We start from the raw sequence: 18,523 nt of genomic DNA on the forward strand, positions 1-18,523 counted from the left end.
CAAATTTATATTTATGATACAACCTCATTTCTTTTTAGTTTCAATCTTAATATGCTGCTATCGCTACTTTATCTAAATATTTTTTGGACGGCCAGCTGAACCTTAGCTGCATCATTTTCGATGGTTTTTTTGATAGACTCGTCGAATGAAGCAGGGAAGTCTGCTGTGATAGAGATCAGCTGTGCATGATTGGTCACAGTAAGCTCAAAGGCATGACTCCCGAACTTAAATTTACTTTTTATTTTGTCTGCCTGTTTTTCAATTGCCTTAGAAAATTCATAGCTGTTGCTAATCTCGTCAAAATGATCCTTTACTGCATGGAAGATCAGGTGTGTTTCTACATCCAATTCGTTGATAATCACCCTTGCATTCAATAGCTCTTGTGCTGTTTTTCCTTCAGCTCCTTCCTGCAGGTTCTTCAAGGAGGGAAGCAGGTCTTCACTGAAAATGATATCCTTAGGGTCTTTGATGAAAATTGTTGAAGGGTTACCATTTTCATCAGATCGCTGTTGGAGGTATATCGTGTCGTTGCCGTCCTTTAGTTCTACGCTAGCTGGAGCAATATATTCTGTTTTAATGTCGGTGATAGTGTTTTTAATGAGCTTAACAACATATGCCAGGACAGGGTAATCTGTAATATCGTTCATGGTGTTTTTTTTACAAATGTAAGGCTTCGTTGAGGTGATATAAAGTGCCTGGAGAAAACGAATAGATAGTTTTATTATAAATGGATCACCAAGAGGGAGTTAATTTTTTCTTTCGCCCATTTCCTCTGTATTTTTTTGCTATTTTTATGCATCTAATCCGCTAATCGTATGAGAGTCCCGTTATCTTGTATTGTTGTCGATGATTCTGACTTAGATAGGAAGGCTGTTGAAAATGAAATAGATAGATCTTCAGATTTAAATCTTGTTGGAAGCTTTGACAACTGTATTGAAGCATTGAGTTTTTTCAATGCACACCATCCAGATATTCTGTTTGTGGATATAGATATGCCAGATATTAATGGACTCGAATTTATCAGAACCATTAATAATACCAGTACCATTAATGTTATTATTTCAGCTCACCCTGAGTATGCATTAGAAGGTTTTTTGCTCAAGGTTTTTGATTTTATTTTAAAGCCTGTAGAAAGCGAGCGATTTGATGTGTGTATGAAGCGTTTAACTGATTTTGTTATCCTTAAAGAGAAGGCGGAGTTATATGATATTTTATTCGAAAATGAAAATGTTATCTTTAAGGAGGGTTATACTACGGTTAAACTAAATGTAAATGAGATTATTTATCTAGAGGCTTTTGGCGATTATACGAAAGTTGTTACCTCAAATAAAAGCTATCTAACTTTAACTACCTTGAGTGCATTTCTAGAGTCGTTGCCTAGCGGCAAATTTATCCGTATTCATCGAAGTTATGTGGTTTCTATTAATAAAATTCAAGGTACAAGCTTAAAAAGTATTGATATGGGGGCAAGCGTGATTCCGGTAGGTAAAACGTATGTTAAGGAAGCTAAGAAAATTTTTAATTGATGGTTGACTTTAAATATCAATGATGAAAAAATACCTATTTAGTAATTACAGCATCGTTATTTTTTTTCTTTTCTTTTATTGTGCAGGGGCATTTGCCCAAAAACAACCAGACTTTCCTAAAATAAAACCGACAAATAATATTAATAATTATTTAGAAAAGTTACTTCTTTCGTGCGATTCTGTTTATTTGGCAGGAGATAATAAATTACTCGAAACAACCCTAACTACAGCATTTAAAATTACCCCAAAAAACGATGCAAAGCATTTGAGCCGTTTTTGGTTTTACAAAGGTCTTTTAACCGAATCAAGTACTGCTTCTTCTGATTCCTGTATCAAAAATTATGAACAAGCGCTAAAATATGCCAGGCAGGTTACTGATACAAAAACCATTACACAGTCTTTAGGCGCTATCTTGTCGCTTTGCAATCCGGAAAAGAAATCAGGCAAAGTCCGTAGGGATTCTATTGCAAAGGTTTTGCAAGCGGTGGTTGATAGCAAAAAAGATAAATATGCTGTGGCAGTTGCCCTCTTGTTTATTTCGAGGTATTATAAACTGACCGGTAACGACGGGAAAGCACTTCAATATGCCTTAAACGCATTTTCAAATTATAAGGAATTATACCAGTCGAAAAAAATAAGCTCAGACGAAGTGGCGGAGGCTGCGGTAATCGTTTCTAGAACTTATGGGAATATGGATCAGGAGGCCAAACAACAGGTTTATTTGGAGGAAATGCGCAAGTATTTAGTTAAAAATAAGGTTTTGCTAAGCTATTATTATATGTATACCGCCAAAAACCTAATCGCCACAAAGAAAATGAGCGAGGCTGAACTATACTATGATAGCTTATTAAATATTTGCAAAAAATACAGCAATGCCGAATTATGGAACAATTGTTTAGATGCTGATATGTACTTTGCGCAGGGTTTTATCAAATTCGGTAAAAACAAAGAGGCCTTAAAATACAGTACGCATGCCAATACAATAGGTGAAATCTGGGCCTTTGATTTTTATAAAGCGCAATTAAATTACGTGAATGGAAAAGTATACCTGGCCTTAAAGGATTATGCAAAAGCATTGCCTTATTTTAAAAAAGCAGAACCGTTGGCGCTTGCCTGGAGCTATCAGGATATGCGCATCTTCACGATAGAAAATATAGCAAATTGTTATGCAGGTTTAGGCAATTGGGCGCAAGCATATGCCTACAGCAAAAAACTAAGCATGGTTAAAGATTCTTTAACTGCAATTGATACCAAAAAAATATTCGCTGAAGCCGAAGAAAAATATCAAAATAAAGAAAAGAAGCAATTGATCAATAGTCAGAACGAACAACTGGTATTTGCCAAAAAACAGAAATGGTGGCTCATATCAGGTCTTTTACTATCAGCTTTTGTTGCAGTATTATTGTATGCCATTTATAGGAATAAAAAACAATCGGCCAATATTTTAGATCAAAAAAACCGGGAATTAGATATTCTAAATAAAAAACTTAATGAATCCAATTTAACCAAAACAAAATTATTTGGTATTATTTCTCACGATTTACGCAGTCCTGTAAGTCAGTTATTCACTTTTTTAAAGCTCCAACAAAAAGATGATATCAAGGTCTCTGAAGAAGAGCGGGATCAACACCGACAAAAATTAATAACATCTTCGAAAAATCTCTTAGAAACAATGGAAGATCTATTACTCTGGTCTAAAAGTCAGATGGAAAATTTCGAACTCGACATTGATGAGGTTGATTTGGCCCAATTGTTCAGCGATACCGTCTTATTGATGCAAAATCAGGCCGATGCCAAAGAGATAAAGCTGATTACAGAAATTAAAGAGGTAGACAGCTTAAACAGTGATCAAAATTTATTGCTGATTATTTTACGCAATTTGGTGCAGAATGCAATCAATCATGCTTTTAACCAAACAACAATTTATTTAAAGGCAGGTTTAAACCAAAACAGCCAGATTTATATCGCTGTAATTAATCAGGGTGAAGTAATTCCTGCTGATCAGATCCAGGCGTTAATAGACAATAAGCAGGTAAAAAGCAAATCATCTGGTTATGGGTTATTGATTGTTAAGGAGCTTGCCCTAAAAATTAATGCAGCATTTAACATCAGCAGCAGTATCGAAAATGGCACCGAAATTACCTTGGTTTTTTAAAATTAGAAAGGGTTGATTGAAAGATTGTTTTTATGGCGTTCGTAAGGGAATGACCTAAAGTGATCTTCATCTTCAGTAATAGTGGGTATGGTACCTGAAAATTGTTTAAAGTCACGGATCAGGTGCATGTGGTCAAAATAACCACAATGAAATGCAATCTTGTTCCATGATAGGTCTGGATGTTGTTCTTTAAGTTTATAGGTGTTAGAAAATCTAATTAACCGGCCAAACATTCTCGGTGAAACGCCAATTTTATGGTTACAGCGCCTCTCAAACTGCCGCAGGCTTAAACAGGCTAGAGAGGCAGTTTGTTCTATGGTCAGATTACCGCCCGACCGGATAAAAACATCAATTGCCCGATCAAAGGGAGATGCCGTAGGTAAGCTGTTCAGTTTTTCTTTAAGAAAAGATTGAATGATCTGGTTTTGCATAGGGGCCGAGCTTACTTCTGCTAACTGTTCGCTTAATATAGCTGCATAGCTCCCTAAAAATAATTTTGCATCATAACAGGTGTTGAGGACCTCATTCTGAGGTACGTTTTCCATCAAACTATTCCAGCCGATGGGCTTAAATTGCACACATACCGCCCGGTGTTTTTTGCCGAGATTCATGATCGTAGAAAATAAATGGAAGCTGGCCAGAATCACGTTTTCCCTTTCCACCAATTGCCCGTTTTCATAAGCGCTAATCTTGTCTTCGAGTATAAAACATAAGCAAGACCTGTAATCGGGAACGATTGTGATCTCTTTAATGAAATCTTCGTTGAAATTGAGGTCTATAACAATAATGCTCTCCACATATTGTTGTAAACTTGGTTCAGGCATAAAATAGGTAAAACCCATAATATTTTGACCTTTTAAGGTGAGAGGTTAAGGATAATATTTACAATATCCAAGTTAAGCATTTATATCAGAAAACTTACACTTCTCTTTAAATAACGTGCATTTTGCTAAGGTTGTCGTGTTTGTACTATGTGCCAAACCTCATTCTGGGATAAATTTGATTTGTGATCGTGTGGATTACAAATGCCAGGCAAACCCTTTACCGATTATTTCGTTCCGTTCATCGATTAGGTTCCAAATTCTTGTGTATTGAGGAATATCTTCAATCAATCAAAAATTACTCTTATGAAAAATTTTTACGCTTTTCTAATCATCTGCCTTATTGGTGCCTTATTTAATTCGTGTTCTGAAACAGGATTGGAAGGACCTGAAGGCCCCGCTGGACCACAAGGAGTGGCAGGGAATGCAGGCGCAGTAGGCGCCGCAGGTAAAGATGGCAGCATCATTTATAGTGGAACAGGAACGCCTCCAGTGGCGCTTGGCGCAAATGGCGATTACTATTTAGACCGGACCACAGGTAACCTTTACGGGCCAAAAATAGCTGCCGGCTGGGCTACACCAATTACTTTAATGGGTATAGCGGGTGCGAATGGCACCAACGGCGTCAATGGTACAAACGGTACTAATGGCGTTAACGGTGCTAATGGAACGAACGGCAGCACTACATTAAGTGGAAATGGTATTCCATCCTCAGCGGCTGGTATAGTGGGCGATTACTATCTTGATAAAACCAATTATCAACTATTTGGACCAAAAACAGCCACGGGCTGGGGCATCCCAATTTTATTGCGTGGCGCTGATGGTGCACAAGGGCCGACAGGCGCTGCAGGCAAAGATGGAAGCATTATCTATAGTGGCTCGGGTGTTCCAGTTGCTACAGTAGGAGCCAACGGAGATTATTATTTAGATAAAACCACGGGTAATTTATACGGGCCAAAAACAGCCGGGGCTTGGGGCACACCAATTGTACTTAAAGGAACCAATGGTACTAACGGAACTGATGGTACGAATGGAGCTAACGGCACAAATGGAACCAATGGTACAAATGGCAGTACAACCTTAAGTGGAAATGGCGCTCCAATATCAGCGGCTGGTGTGATTGGCGATTATTATTTAGACAAAACCAATTATCTGTTATATGGCCCTAAAGATAATACAGGCTGGGGTGTTCCAATTCTTTTGCGCGGGGCAGCCGGTGCTCAGGGTCCCACTGGTCCGGCAGGGGCTGATGGTACTATTATTTATAGTGGAGAAACTGCCCCAGATCCTAATTTGGGGAAAGTTGGTGATTTCTACATTTCAAGGCTTCCGGTTATGATTTATGGCCCAAAAACTGCCCTATTTGGCTGGGGGAGTGGTACCAGTTTAAAAGGTGCAGATGGAACTAATGGTGCCAATGGAACAAACGGTACAAATGGAACCAATGGAAATAGAATTTTAAGCGGAGGCGGTTTTCCGCAAAATACATTAGGTAACGATGGTGATTTTTATATAGACTTAACAAGTTATGTTATGTATGGCCCTAAAACAAGTGGCGCTTGGCCTTTTCCCGGTACATCTTTAAAAGGTGCTGATGGAAATGCTAATGTAGTCTCTCTAGAAACGCCCGATAATGTAACCTTTAGCTGGAGTGGTGAAGGTGCTAATTTTAATACCTATGCCTTAAAGAAACATGGGCTTTCGTTTAACGATACGACATCAGTATTTAACATCCCCGCCATACATTTAACTGCGGTAAGTAAAGGCATTGTAATGGTGTATATGCGCAAAACAGAGGCTCCGGGTGTTTATAGCTGGAAACAGTTGAACTATACTGATTTAAGCCAAAATCCAAATCAAAATTTAATTTATAGCTATTCATTGAGAGTTGATGCAACTACCGCAAAAGTTAGAATTTCATTTTATAATGGATTTGGTTCAACCTTTACGGCCTATCCAGTAGATAAGGTTAGGATAGTCATCGTTCCACAAAGCACAACAGGGGTGTTAAGTATAAATCCTAATAATACACCATTGTTGCAGACCATGCAAAAGCTCAATCTAAATGACAAGGATTTTAAACCACTAAAGTGATCACATTCAGGTAGCTGATTAAAAAGTTGCTGATTATTCTTTATTCCAACAAACGTAGAATTTATGAAACGTATATCACTTTTAGTGTTGTTTTTATTCGCTGCCTGTTATTTGGCTAAATCGCAAGATCTAAGTCAAATAACAAAGCAAAAGCCATTTGCAATAAACGGAACCGTAGGCCTTGGGCTTGGCACTTATAATGTAAGCGGCATTCCGGCCAGGCAACGCGACTTTTCTTACATTTTTAACGGTGCGCCAACTTTAACTGTTTATGGGGTAACCTTTCCATTTTCTGTTGTAATTAGCGATCAGCAGAGAAGTTATACACAACCTTTTAATCAATATGGTATTAGCCCAACCTATAAATGGATCACTTTTCATGCCGGATGGCAAAGTTTAGAATTTTCTCCTTTTACTTTAGCTGGGCATAATTTTTTGGGTGGAGGCATTGAGCTTAACCCAGGCAGACTGAGGTTCGGTTTTATTTACGGCAGGTTTAATAAAGCGATTGAAGAAGACCTAAACCAGCCACTTGCCTTAGCACAACAAGCGGCCTACAAAAGAACAGGTTACAGCACAAAACTGGGTTGGGGTACTGAGCGCAACCATGTTGATGTTATTTTCTTAAACGCTAAAGATCAAGCCAGCTCTTTAAACAACACACCGATTTCTACAGAGCTGAGTCCGGCTGAAAATATGGTGCTGGGCATTTCTTCAAAATTTAGTTTTCTAAAACATTTTGTATTTGATATGGATGTTTCGGGTAGTATCTATACCCGAAATGTATTATCGGATACGGTTGAAAACCTAAAACTAGACAAAGTTGATTTTATTAAAGATCTGATTACGGTCAATTCCTCTACACAATTATTAACGGCTGCACAAACCAGCATTGGTTACAATGCTACCAATTATAATGTAAGGTTTAGGTACCGTAGGGTAGATCCTGATTATAAAAGTATGGGCGCTTATTATTTCGAAACGGATGTGCAGAATTATACGGTTGAGGGAATGTTACGTTTAATGAAGGGCCAGTTGCAATTGGGTGGCAGTTTTGGTCTGCAAAATGATAACATTCTGCACGATAAATCAGTCCGGTCTAACCGAAAAATTGGTGCGGCGAATATCTCGTTCAATAAAGTTGATTATGGTGTAGACCTGCGTTATACCAATTTCGGGATCACACAAGATAGGGGATTAAATCCTATCATAGATATGTTCCGTGTAGCCAGAACCAATCATAATTTAAGTACCATGTTGCGCTATAATATCAATAACAAAAGTATTACCCATGGTTTTGTATTGGTGGGCAATTTGCAATCGCTGGTAGATTTAAATGAATTAACGAAGCCAAATAGTAAATCGAACAGTAAAATGGCCAATTTATCTTATCAGTTCGGTTTACCCAAAAAATTATTCAGTGCCAACGCCAATTTAAGTTATACGGTAGCAGAAGTAACTTTTGGTAAAACCATTTTTTACGGGCCAACTTTAGGACTTAGTCAGGCTTTAGATAAAGGTAATTTAGGCTTAAATGTTTCTGTTAGCTATCAACTACAGCGCAACAACAATATCGATGCAGGAAACATTTTCAACATAAATTTCAACAGTTCTTATCGCCTCGGTAAAAGAAATGCGGCCAATCTAACGCTCAATTATTTAAAGAGCAATTCGAGAGACATAACGCTTCCTTCGTTTAACGAATTCAGATCAAATCTTGGTTTAACACATTCCTTTTAAATTATAACATCAATTGCTATGACTAAATTTTATCCAATCATAAAGCGTTTTAAAAGAAGTGCAGCTTTGCTTTTGATGGCCATTTTAACAATGGTTTCTGATGGTTTATTTGCACAAGCTCAGGTTAATATTAATGTTACCGTTGCACCACCTTATTCTCCGTTTTATTCGGATTATGCGGGTACAAATGCATCCAAAGTATTATTGATTGTACAAAATCTAACCTCAACCCAGAAAAAAATTAAGTTAACAGGGCAGCTAAGTGGAGATAATGGCATTAAAATTTCTACAAAATCGACTTATGTTCCGCTACAGCCAATTATTTTAAACCCAAACGAAACCAAGCAGCTTAACGGCTTGGCCTTAAAAGATATTTTCGATCTGAACACGCTAAATGTGTATGGAATTGATAAGGTAAAACTAGTGCGGACCTCAAGATTGCCAGAAGGGAATTATACTTTTTGTATCCAGGCGGTAGACATGACAACAAATCAGGTTATTTCTACAGGTGCTCCATTGGGTTGTTCGTTCATCAGCATTATTTATCCTGATGCGCCGGTATTGACTAATCCATTTGCTAATAGTTCAATTCCTGCACTCACAGGTCAATCTTTTGTTTGGCTAAATAATTTGCCGTTATCAATAACGGTGATGTATCAATTTCAGGTTGCAGAGATGCCAGATGAAAGGAAAGATCCTAATCAGATTTTAAATGCAACCTCTCGGTTAAAAATTGATAGAACAATAGTTAATAGTACAAGTACCATATTATTGCCATCTGATCCACCACTAACAGAAGGCAAACGTTATGCCTGGCGTGTAATTGCTTCAGACCCAAGTGGGAAAATTATTTTTAAGAATAATGGAATAAGTGGTGCCAACGAGTTTAGGTATGGAGAAAAACCTTATATCACCTCAACATTTCTGTTAAACACACCAAAAGAAAATATTGCCATCAAAAATTTAGACGATTTGGTATTTGATTGGACTTTTACAGATAATTCTTCCAAAAATGACAAGATTGGTTTTTATGATGGACCAATTGCCATGAATAACAGCTCAACATCTTTGCAAAGTGGTGCTGGTGCCTGGGGAAGTAGTACTGCTAAATATCAACTGCATATTACCAGAGTTAAAACAGCAGAAGAAATAAAGGCCGAGCAAAGGGCAGCGATGGTTAAAGCGCCTGGCTCTTCAAGTATACCAAAAGATAACGGGATTACCATTGGTGTTAACAAGGAGACAATAGATTTTAAATCAACACCGGCTATAGCGGCCTATGTTAAAGATGGCAATAATTATACTTGGCAAGTAAAACATGTGGCAACAAGTACACTTTCAGAAACAAGACCTTTTACCGTAAAATATGAGAAAATTATTAAAGATTATACAGTAGCCTTATCGGGTACTTTACAGTATAATTTCTACGATAATTATGTAACAGGTTTTAATAAAATAAAACAAGACAAAGAATTAAAATTTAAACTTGAAACACAATTGCTAAACGTAAAAACGAGGACTGAACAAGCGAAAATACAGGCGCAAATGGATAAAGCTGTGGTGTTAACCGAACTGGAAAAAGGTTTTCCCCTAGCGAATAAAAATGTTCAGGTATTAAAGGTACAATTGTTGGCGCCAACTTTTAAAGTAACCAAAACTGTTAAAGTGATGGAAAATGGTGTCGAAAAAATATATTCAGAGGAGCAGGATAGCATTGCATCGGTAAGTGATTTATTAACTTATCCTTATGGGGCTCCAAAAATACCGTCGGCAACAATTATAGCAACGGGTAAAACCGATGGAATGGGGAATTTTAAAATTGATGTTCCAATTGATCAAACCCAGTTTAAAGTTTCAGATCCAATAAATATATCAGGTAAGAGTTATGCCTTTGTCGAAGGATTGGTTGTTAAAATTGAGGATAATCGCTTATCTGATCCGAATTGGTTTGTTGTGCCTAACTCAAATAATAAAAGCATTACTTTAAATGAAAATATTGTTGAAGCCTACAGTTATAAAGTTAACACGAAGTTAACTACAACAGCGCAACGTAATTACAAAGGCAAACTTTACTTACTGCGTAAGGCCGAAAATGTGTTTAATGGGGAGGTTGAGAATATAATAGGGCAAAATAAAGATATACCCATTTACAAAAGCACAAATACGTTGGGTATTGATATAATTAAAAAAAGCACACAAAGTTATGTCGTAGTTGGCAACACCGATATCGACGGGCTTAATACAGGTAATTTTAACACATCTTTTTCGAACTTAGTAAGTGCTGCAAATGCAAACGACAGTTACACGGTATTTTTTGAGCCAAGTAATGAACTTGATGCTTTGTATTTTAGTCCACAAACGGTAAGTAAAATCGGTGGTAAAACAAATGCTTTTGAAGCTACAGATTTTTTGAACAAAAATATAACAGAAACCGTTTCGTTTGGGCCAAAATTTATTTCAATGAACGTTTCTGGTAGGTACGTTTACAATTGGAAGCAACCTTATGGTAAGACGAATATATCGCTGCCATTGCCAGAAGGGACAGAACTAAAGTTGTTAAAAGGCAATTTATCTCAAAAAGATTTTTTTAAAGGTGGAACTATACTGTTAGACGAACGTATAATAGCAACCACAACCGTTAAAAAAAATGGTGAATATACTTTTAAGGTCGGAATGCAAGATTACAATACTTTTAATGATGGCAAAACATACAACTTGGTAATTTTAGTTCAAAGCAATCAGTATTACTCACAACCGTACGCCATCCCTTATAACCAAAACGAAGATATTAAACTTCCAGAGTTAACCGCAACGGTACAACAATACAGTTTCAAATCTAAACTTGCTGTAAATAATGGCCCAGGTGGTACTCCACCAATTACACCGGTAGCAGGTATGGATGTTTATTTATGCAGAAAAATTGGTGAAGACATACCACTTGGTAGACCGGTAAACGATGGAGATCCTAATAAAGCAACATATTTTAAAAAGATATGGGAGCGGAAAAACGAAAAAAATCAAACAGAAAAATACGAAATAATAGATAAGACTACTTCTTTTGGATCTGCAGGTAAAGAGGGTTATTTTGCTTTTGATAGATTGGTTACCCCAGCAGATATTAATGATAAGTATTATATTTTTGCCGAGCCGATAAGTACCAGTCAGGATAATTTCATTACCCAGGATGCTTTTTCTGTTACAAGTGTGCTGAATTTTGAAGCACAGAAACAAGGTCATTTTACCGATGAACAAACCATTTTAACACAAGATTATAATATTGGATACCTGCATGTACCAGTTGTTCCTTTGGCACCTTATATAGACGGGGCCGTTTACCCAAGCAGTAATGCAAGTACATCAGTACTGTCGGGTGTACATGTAGAACTTTTTAATATGTCTGGCTTGGCAAATACAGCAACAGATAGCCAGATTGAAGCTTATTTAAAAGCCACAAAACCACAACAAGACTTTATAACCGGTACAAATGGCCGTTTTCTATTCGAAAATATTAATAGCTGGTTTATGAGTAGCTGGAAATTACTTCGGCTTACCAAAAATGGATTTTTAGTTACCTATAAAAAATTAAACAGCGGTAAACCTTTGGTAAAAGGACAGCGTGAAAATTTAGGTAAAGTTTACATGGATTTACCAATTATGTTAACTACAACAGTGGTTGATGATAAAGAAAATACAGTAGCCGCCCGCATTATTGTTGGAGATGATTTTAGCTGGAGCGATTATAAACCAGAAACCGGTTACCCTACAACGCTACAATCGCCAAAAGGCAAAGTAGCTTTTACCATAATTCCTGTAGATAGAGCCAATTACAAAACAACCGTTGTTACGTTAGATAATGTTATAGCAAACCAAACCGTAAAGTTTAAGGTTAAAAAGAACACCCGCAACATTACGGTGTATTGTTATAAAAAAGGAACAAAAATCACATTAGAAAGTACGGTAACAGTTTTAAACACTGGTAATTATTTGCAAACTAAAGGCGCTTTTTTAGGAAAAAATTACAACTATGTTGAAATTGCAGCAGGCGGTAGCCAGTTCGATTTAAAAATAGTACCAACCGATAAAAATTACACCATCGCAAAAACACAAGTACATGTAGATGGACTTACAGATGTAATTGTTAGCGTAGAAGTAGAACCTGCCGTTAGCATAACCGTTAATGCCCAAGAAGTTTTCGGTAATTGGGAAATTAAACCTTTAAATGGCGAGTACAATACCTACGTTGAAGGTATGGATGAAGATGAGTATGTTAAAACCAGTAAAAAAGTAACTATAGTAACAAACTCAGCTAAAGAAGAAATTAAAGTAGTACCAAAAACAGATAAAGTACCCAAAAAGATAAAATTTGGAGCGCTTAAAAAAGCCAGCACAACTGAAATGGCATCGGCATCGCCTAAAAATAATAACTATTACAGCGCTGTACAGCAAAATGATGATGATTTAGCTAAAGATATGGTTTCACCCGATGGCGCTACCCTAAAAATCAATGGTTATGATGATAATTCGATAACAGAAAATGAAATAGCCATACCAGAAAATGAAGCAACTTTTTCTGCCGAAACCTATTATACCATAACGCTGAGCAGGTTGCCAGCCAACAGATCATTCACAATTATTGGTACTAAAGCAGATTATATTGGAGGTACACAGCCCATAAACCCAAGCGGTGCAAACGCTAATGTTATGCTCAACTTTGTAAAAGCACCTAATATGAATGTAAACAGCATGTATGGTTTTCCAATCGAACTAACCAAAGCTCAGTATGTAACTAATACACAATATAAAATATCGGGCAAGTTAACGCCAACAGGTAATGTAAGCGAAAGCACCCTGAAAAGAAAATATGTGGATCGTAAACTTGAATTTACCGATATTTTGGTAAACGTAAACCAAGCACCATCGGGACAGGAAAAAGACCGCTTTTTTACCTTGGCAAATGGAATGGTTTTCAATCAAAATGATTTAGAAGCCGTGTTATTTTCTAAATACGATATTAAAATTTTGGATAAAGGTGGGCTGGCTTTATATCCTCAAACCGCTACAACAGCCAGCATATTTGGAAAAGTAGGTTTAGATGCTGCATCGTTGGCTAAAGGAGTAGAAACTTCATCATCAGATAATGTTGGCGATAACAACTATTTATACCTCAACAATGCAAATGCGTCTTACGCATTGATTACTGCTTTGCCAGCAGATAAAAAGACGAATAATTTATATACATTTTCTACTGGTAATTCTGATCTGACCTCTTCCCAATTTTTGGTGTCAAGCAATACACGTGCTAAACCAAAGTTTATTGGGGCAGATGATATAGTGGTTACACCAGATGCAAACGTAATGTTAACGAATACAGGTATTTCATTTTTAGGTACACTAACTACCGATTTAGCTTACACAACTAATCGGGATATACAAGCTAAAGCAAAGTTTACCTTAAACGAAAATGGTTTCAAATCGGAGAACCAACAAAAAATTACCATTAAATTAAACCAATGGCAATTAGATGCACCGACCTGGACTTTTGGCTCCGAAGGGCTTACCCTTAAAGGCAATTTAAGTGCATTGGGGCTAACTTTTCCTTTTTCAAACTTAAAAATTACTAGAAATAAAATTGGTTTTGGAGATTTTGAAGTTAATAGTTTAAAACTGCTGAATGCATTTCCAATTACCATAAAAGGAAGTGATGTATACACCAGTTTCGGTTACGATAAAGGATATTCAAAAGATAAAGGAGCATGGTCAGTATCGCTGTTAACAAAATCTGGCATCACCTCATTGGCTAGTCTTAAAGGTTTGCCTGATTTAGAACCTACTGATGAAATTAAAATTAACAATATTAATCTTTATGATACCGGTAATGAAAACGATACTAGGATTTTGCTGTCAGATAAACAACCAGCAGTTACCTTAAATGGCATCGCTAAATATAAACCAAGCTCAGTTTGGGGAGGATCTGATTTTGTAACTTTTAGAGGCGATTTAAATATGGATATACCAGGTTTTACAGGCTTGGATTTAGTAACCTATGATTTAACCTATAAAGCAGAAAATGGCAAATTAGCGCATAAACACGATGTAAAATTTCAAAACTTAGGACTAGACACCAAAGGCATAAAAGTAACATTTGATGGCGACCAACGGTTTACCAATGGAGAACTTTACTTAAAAGGTTACTTGAAAGATAAAGATATTGCAGGTAAATATAAAATCGATGTTGAGCTTACTAAAACAAAGAACGAGACAAAATTGGTAGTGCCGAAAGACACCAAAATATACCTTAACGACGACGAAAAATCTGGAAGTTATTTAGATAAAGCAACCGGGCAAAGTAAGGTTGTTAGTAGTGAGTGGGAATATTTTACTTTCGGGGGCGATATGACAGGAGCTAGCGGAATAACACCTTCGCCAATGAGTTTTACCATTAAGGGAGATATCATAGCAAACTCATCTGCACTTGGTGTAAACAATATGGATGCTGGCGGGGTAAAAGGATTAAGTATTGTGTATGATTTTAACCAAAAAGCTTTAATTGGTTCGGGTCACCTTAATCAAAGCACCAATTTTGCCAGTTTAGATTTAGATGCAGAATTAAAACTTGGAAGTAGCGACTGGTACATTTTTAGTAACGGCCTGGCCGATGTAAAATATACACCATTTACTGGCATTGGTGTAGGTTTTATGGTTGGAAACGCAACCCTAAGCGAATCGCAAAAAAACTCATTTTATAAACATTTTGGTGGCACCGATCTGCCCGATGCTACAAAAACAGCATTTGCAGATGTAAAAGGAGTTTTATTAGTGGTATCGGCGGAGATGCCGATACCGTTATTACCAAGCTTTGATTTAGATCTTAATCCTGTTGCCCATTGCTCATTTACACACGGTTTATATGCCGCAGCATATTTAAAGGCTAATTTTAGCTTAAAACCAGAAGATATTGCAATTAGCGTAGGTGGCCGGGTGGGGGCATTTGTAAAATTGAGTGCTGGGGCAAGTGTAGGTTTAGCTTGCGCAGGTATAAGTTTAGGTGCCGATGCACATGCAGATATTAATGGATATTTAGCACCACTTAAAGGAGAGTTTTCTGCAACAATGGGGCTTACATTCACCTTACAAGGAAGTGCTTATGTTGGTGCGGGCGTTTGTAATAGCAGTTGCGAAACACCTTGCGTAAGTATAGGCTTTACAGATATCTGTAGTCCTATACCTTGTGTTAGGGTAGGCCTTAATAAAACACTGGTATTAGGTGTAGAAGCAGGAGTAAATAACAAAGGTATTTTCATTTCAAATCAATCTAAAACATATCAATAGTTATGAAACCGTATAGAATTCTAGTAGTTAAAAGTTTATTGATTATGCTTTTCGTACAAATTGGTTTACAGGCCAATGCTCAAAAGGAAGGTAAAGTTGCCTTTAATGGGTATAAAGGCACTTATATATACAATTTATTTAAGCCTGCTTCTGCCGAACACCCAGATGGAGATGTAATTGCCTTTCGTTTAGATAGAAAAGCACAAAATGAATCCAATTGGCAAGCGCTATATAAATTTAGTACCCCTTCTAATTACGAAGAACTAAAGAATAATTATCAGGCCGCAAAAAACAAAGTTTTTGAATACAATCCAACTACTGCTTATACGGCAGATGAGGTGTGGCCAATATTTAAAAAGAAGTTTAATTACGATTCGCTTTCTGTTTATCTTACTCAGCAGCCATTAGCAATTGCATTTAATATTTTATTGGTTGATACTACTGCGAAACAAAATGTGGTTTATCAATATAGGGTAATACAGCTTAAAAGAGATGGAACTGAACAGCATAAATATACCTCAACACCTGTTTCTGCTAATGATTTTTTTATAACCAATAAACCAAAAAGCGCCGGTAGAAAAACTACTGGAGATGTATTTAGAATAGAATGGAGAGCTAAAGCTACTGCACAAATACCGGAAGTTTTATTGGTGAAAAGAAGCGATGGCGTTAAAATGCCGTTCAATAGAATTTTAACAACCTATAATGTTGAGCATCGTGGTGACAGCATAATATACACCATAGAAGATAATCAAGTGAGTAAAGATGTGCTTTATCAATATACCATTAGTCCGGTAAACCGTTTTGGTGGTGGTGCAAAAATACTTTCAGATACACTTCGGGTAGCTTCTTTGGACCAGCAAATGTTAATACCTAAAATTTTTACGGCAACTGCCGATTCAATTGGTAATAACATCAAATTAAATTGGGCTTTTATAAAACCAGATTATGTGAGTGTGGTAAATATTTATCGCTCAAGTGAATATGAAAGTGGTTATAAACTTTTATCCTCAACCGCTGGATACAATTATATTGATAAAACCATTATCCCTGGTCAGAAATATTATTATTATTTGGTGGTTGTAGATAAACTTGGAAGGGCTACAGAAAGAGGAATTAAAATTTATGGCTTAGTTCATCAAATCAAACAATCAGATCCGCCAGCAAATGTTGTTGTTAGAAATGTGAATAAACATAATGTAGTTAGTTGGACAGATTACAATAACGATACACGTGGATACTATGTATATCGTACCAATGAAGTTGGGGGAGATATGAAACCGATTACAGAAATGATATATTTTGATGAGAAAGCCAAAAGAAATTACGTTTATACCGATACAACAAGCAATTTATCGCCAACTATTGGCTATGCCCTTGTGTCTGAGAATTTAAGTAATACCAGAAGCGGTTTTTCTAAAATACTTTACCTAAGTAATCCAAATTTTCGCGTTGCGGCACCAGTTATCGTAGATTTTAAAAAAGATGGAAAAGGTATTTATCTCTTTTGGCAAGATACAACTGTTGTAAAACAGATAGCGGGTTATAATGTTTATCGGAAATCTGGAAATTCATCTTATGTCAAAGTTAATAAAACACCTGTTCTGGGCTTTAAAAATACATTTAAGGATGAATTTCTTTTTAATGATAATGAAGTGAGCTATAAAATAACTGGTGTAACTAACGCAGATAAAGAAAGCGAATTTAGCAATGAAATAACGGTAAGTACGAGTCAATCGGTTTATGCCCCAAATTCATTAAAATCGTTTACTGGTAAAGATAATAAAAGCATCATTTTACAATGGCAACCCTCACAAAGCGAAGTGGCTAAATACGAAATTTACAGATATGTTAGAGGTGCAGATCCAATAAAGATTGCCGAGATAGGAGCGAAAACTTTAACACATATTGATGCCACTTATGATAAAGGAAAGATTAACTATTATTTTATAAAAACGATTGGTGTGAATGGTAAAACGTCTTTACCATCTGCAGAAACTTATGCAGGTAACCGTTAAGTAAGCAGTTGTATGACTTAAAGAATTTAATCATTCGGGAAACTTACTTTTGCCTAATATCCAGGCTGCATCATATTTGTAATTCCATTCGAATTTATCATGTTGTCCAAAGGACTCCTACGGAGAACTTGACGAAATGTCTTGCGGGGTATTTAAACAAGTCCTTCGACAGGCTCAGGATGACAATTTCATTTTTATGATACAGTCTCTTTTAATTTTTTGGCTAAGGGCACATAATCCATCGGTACCATATCTGCCACTCTCTCGTAGGCCCAAAAACCTTAATACAAATTGAGCGGGAATCGTAAATACCGCCATTCTCGTGAAAACGAAACGAAAAAAAGATATTTAAGATTCCAGATCAGATTAAAGACAAGGCAAAGTAATGAATACTCCGAGTATCAGTGCTTCCGTGGCTAAATTAATAGTATTGCAGGTTAATTGATCAGCATATAAAGCATTAAAAAATGAAATAGTGCAATTAAAGGCTATCGGGAGAAAATATTAATGGAAAAAACTGTCCTTCCATTTTATGTCCTGCGCCAATAGGTTCCACTCCCTTAAGTAAGGCTTCGTCGGTATTCGATTCGGTACCATCAGTAAATACATTTAAAACAAAAGCACTTCTTGAGCGTGACGATTTATTAGTAAAAGAGCCATGAACCATTAAAGGATGGTGAAACGTAGCATATCCCTTTTTAAGTTCGATTGGGATTGGATTAAATTCTGCTTTCTGCTCTTCGGTTAAATACTGCATTAAGCCTTCCATATCCCCAGCTAAATCTGGTTTATCCAACAAGCCCCAGTTATGGCTTTTAGGTACATAATATAAACAACCAT

At 36.6% G+C, this 18,523-nt stretch carries 9 protein-coding genes; 6 read left to right on the plus strand and 3 right to left on the minus strand.

Annotation, left to right across the window (positions count from 1 at the left end; all coding sequences use genetic code 11):
* Positions 1–68 precede the first annotated feature (68 nt).
* Positions 69–647 carry a hypothetical protein gene (locus ASU31_RS21675; RefSeq protein WP_057934349.1) on the minus strand — a complete coding sequence of 193 codons (579 nt, stop codon included), beginning with the start codon at positions 645–647 and terminating at the stop codon, positions 69–71.
* Positions 648–815: 168 nt separating this feature from the next.
* On the opposite strand from ASU31_RS21675, the gene ASU31_RS21680 reads away from it, so the two are divergent.
* Together ASU31_RS21680 and ASU31_RS21685 are read left to right on the plus strand one after the other, a co-directional pair.
* The gene (locus ASU31_RS21680; protein ID WP_057934350.1) at positions 816–1,526 is read left to right on the plus strand and encodes a LytR/AlgR family response regulator transcription factor; all 711 of its coding nucleotides are present in this window, start codon (positions 816–818) and stop codon (positions 1,524–1,526) included.
* Positions 1,527–1,548: 22 nt separating this feature from the next.
* Positions 1,549–3,681: a sensor histidine kinase gene (locus ASU31_RS21685; protein ID WP_057934351.1), complete on the plus strand. Its 2,133-nt coding sequence runs from the start codon at positions 1,549–1,551 to the stop codon at positions 3,679–3,681.
* A gap of 2 nt (positions 3,682–3,683) precedes the next feature.
* On the opposite strand, the gene ASU31_RS21690 is transcribed toward ASU31_RS21685, so the two are convergent.
* Positions 3,684–4,523 (minus strand): helix-turn-helix domain-containing protein, encoded by an 840-nt coding sequence (locus ASU31_RS21690; RefSeq protein ID WP_057934352.1) that lies wholly within the window; start codon positions 4,521–4,523, stop codon positions 3,684–3,686.
* Between the two features lie 285 nt (positions 4,524–4,808).
* On the opposite strand from ASU31_RS21690, the gene ASU31_RS21695 reads away from it, so the two are divergent.
* The 4 genes from ASU31_RS21695 (at position 4,809) to ASU31_RS21710 (ending at position 17,683) form a co-directional block, all read left to right on the plus strand.
* Positions 4,809–6,596 (plus strand): collagen-like domain-containing protein, encoded by a 1,788-nt coding sequence (locus tag ASU31_RS21695; RefSeq protein WP_057934353.1) that lies wholly within the window; start codon positions 4,809–4,811, stop codon positions 6,594–6,596.
* 63 nt (positions 6,597–6,659) lie between these two features.
* Positions 6,660–8,336: a hypothetical protein gene (locus ASU31_RS21700; protein WP_057934354.1), complete on the plus strand. Its 1,677-nt coding sequence runs from the start codon at positions 6,660–6,662 to the stop codon at positions 8,334–8,336.
* Between the two features lie 18 nt (positions 8,337–8,354).
* On the plus strand, positions 8,355–15,665 hold the full coding sequence (locus tag ASU31_RS21705) for a hypothetical protein (RefSeq protein ID WP_057934355.1): 7,311 nt from the start codon (positions 8,355–8,357) through the stop codon (positions 15,663–15,665).
* A gap of 2 nt (positions 15,666–15,667) precedes the next feature.
* Positions 15,668–17,683, plus strand: a complete 2,016-nt coding sequence (locus tag ASU31_RS21710) for a fibronectin type III domain-containing protein (RefSeq protein WP_057934356.1) — start codon at positions 15,668–15,670, stop codon at positions 17,681–17,683.
* Positions 17,684–18,164: 481 nt separating this feature from the next.
* Here the strand turns inward: ASU31_RS21710 and ASU31_RS21715 are convergent.
* The coding region (locus ASU31_RS21715; protein WP_167346225.1) for a phytanoyl-CoA dioxygenase family protein at positions 18,165–18,523 on the minus strand (359 nt) is incomplete at its 5' end.

The organism is Pedobacter ginsenosidimutans (genome assembly GCF_001442625.1).
Classification (GTDB): Bacteria; Bacteroidota; Bacteroidia; order Sphingobacteriales; family Sphingobacteriaceae; genus Pedobacter; species Pedobacter ginsenosidimutans.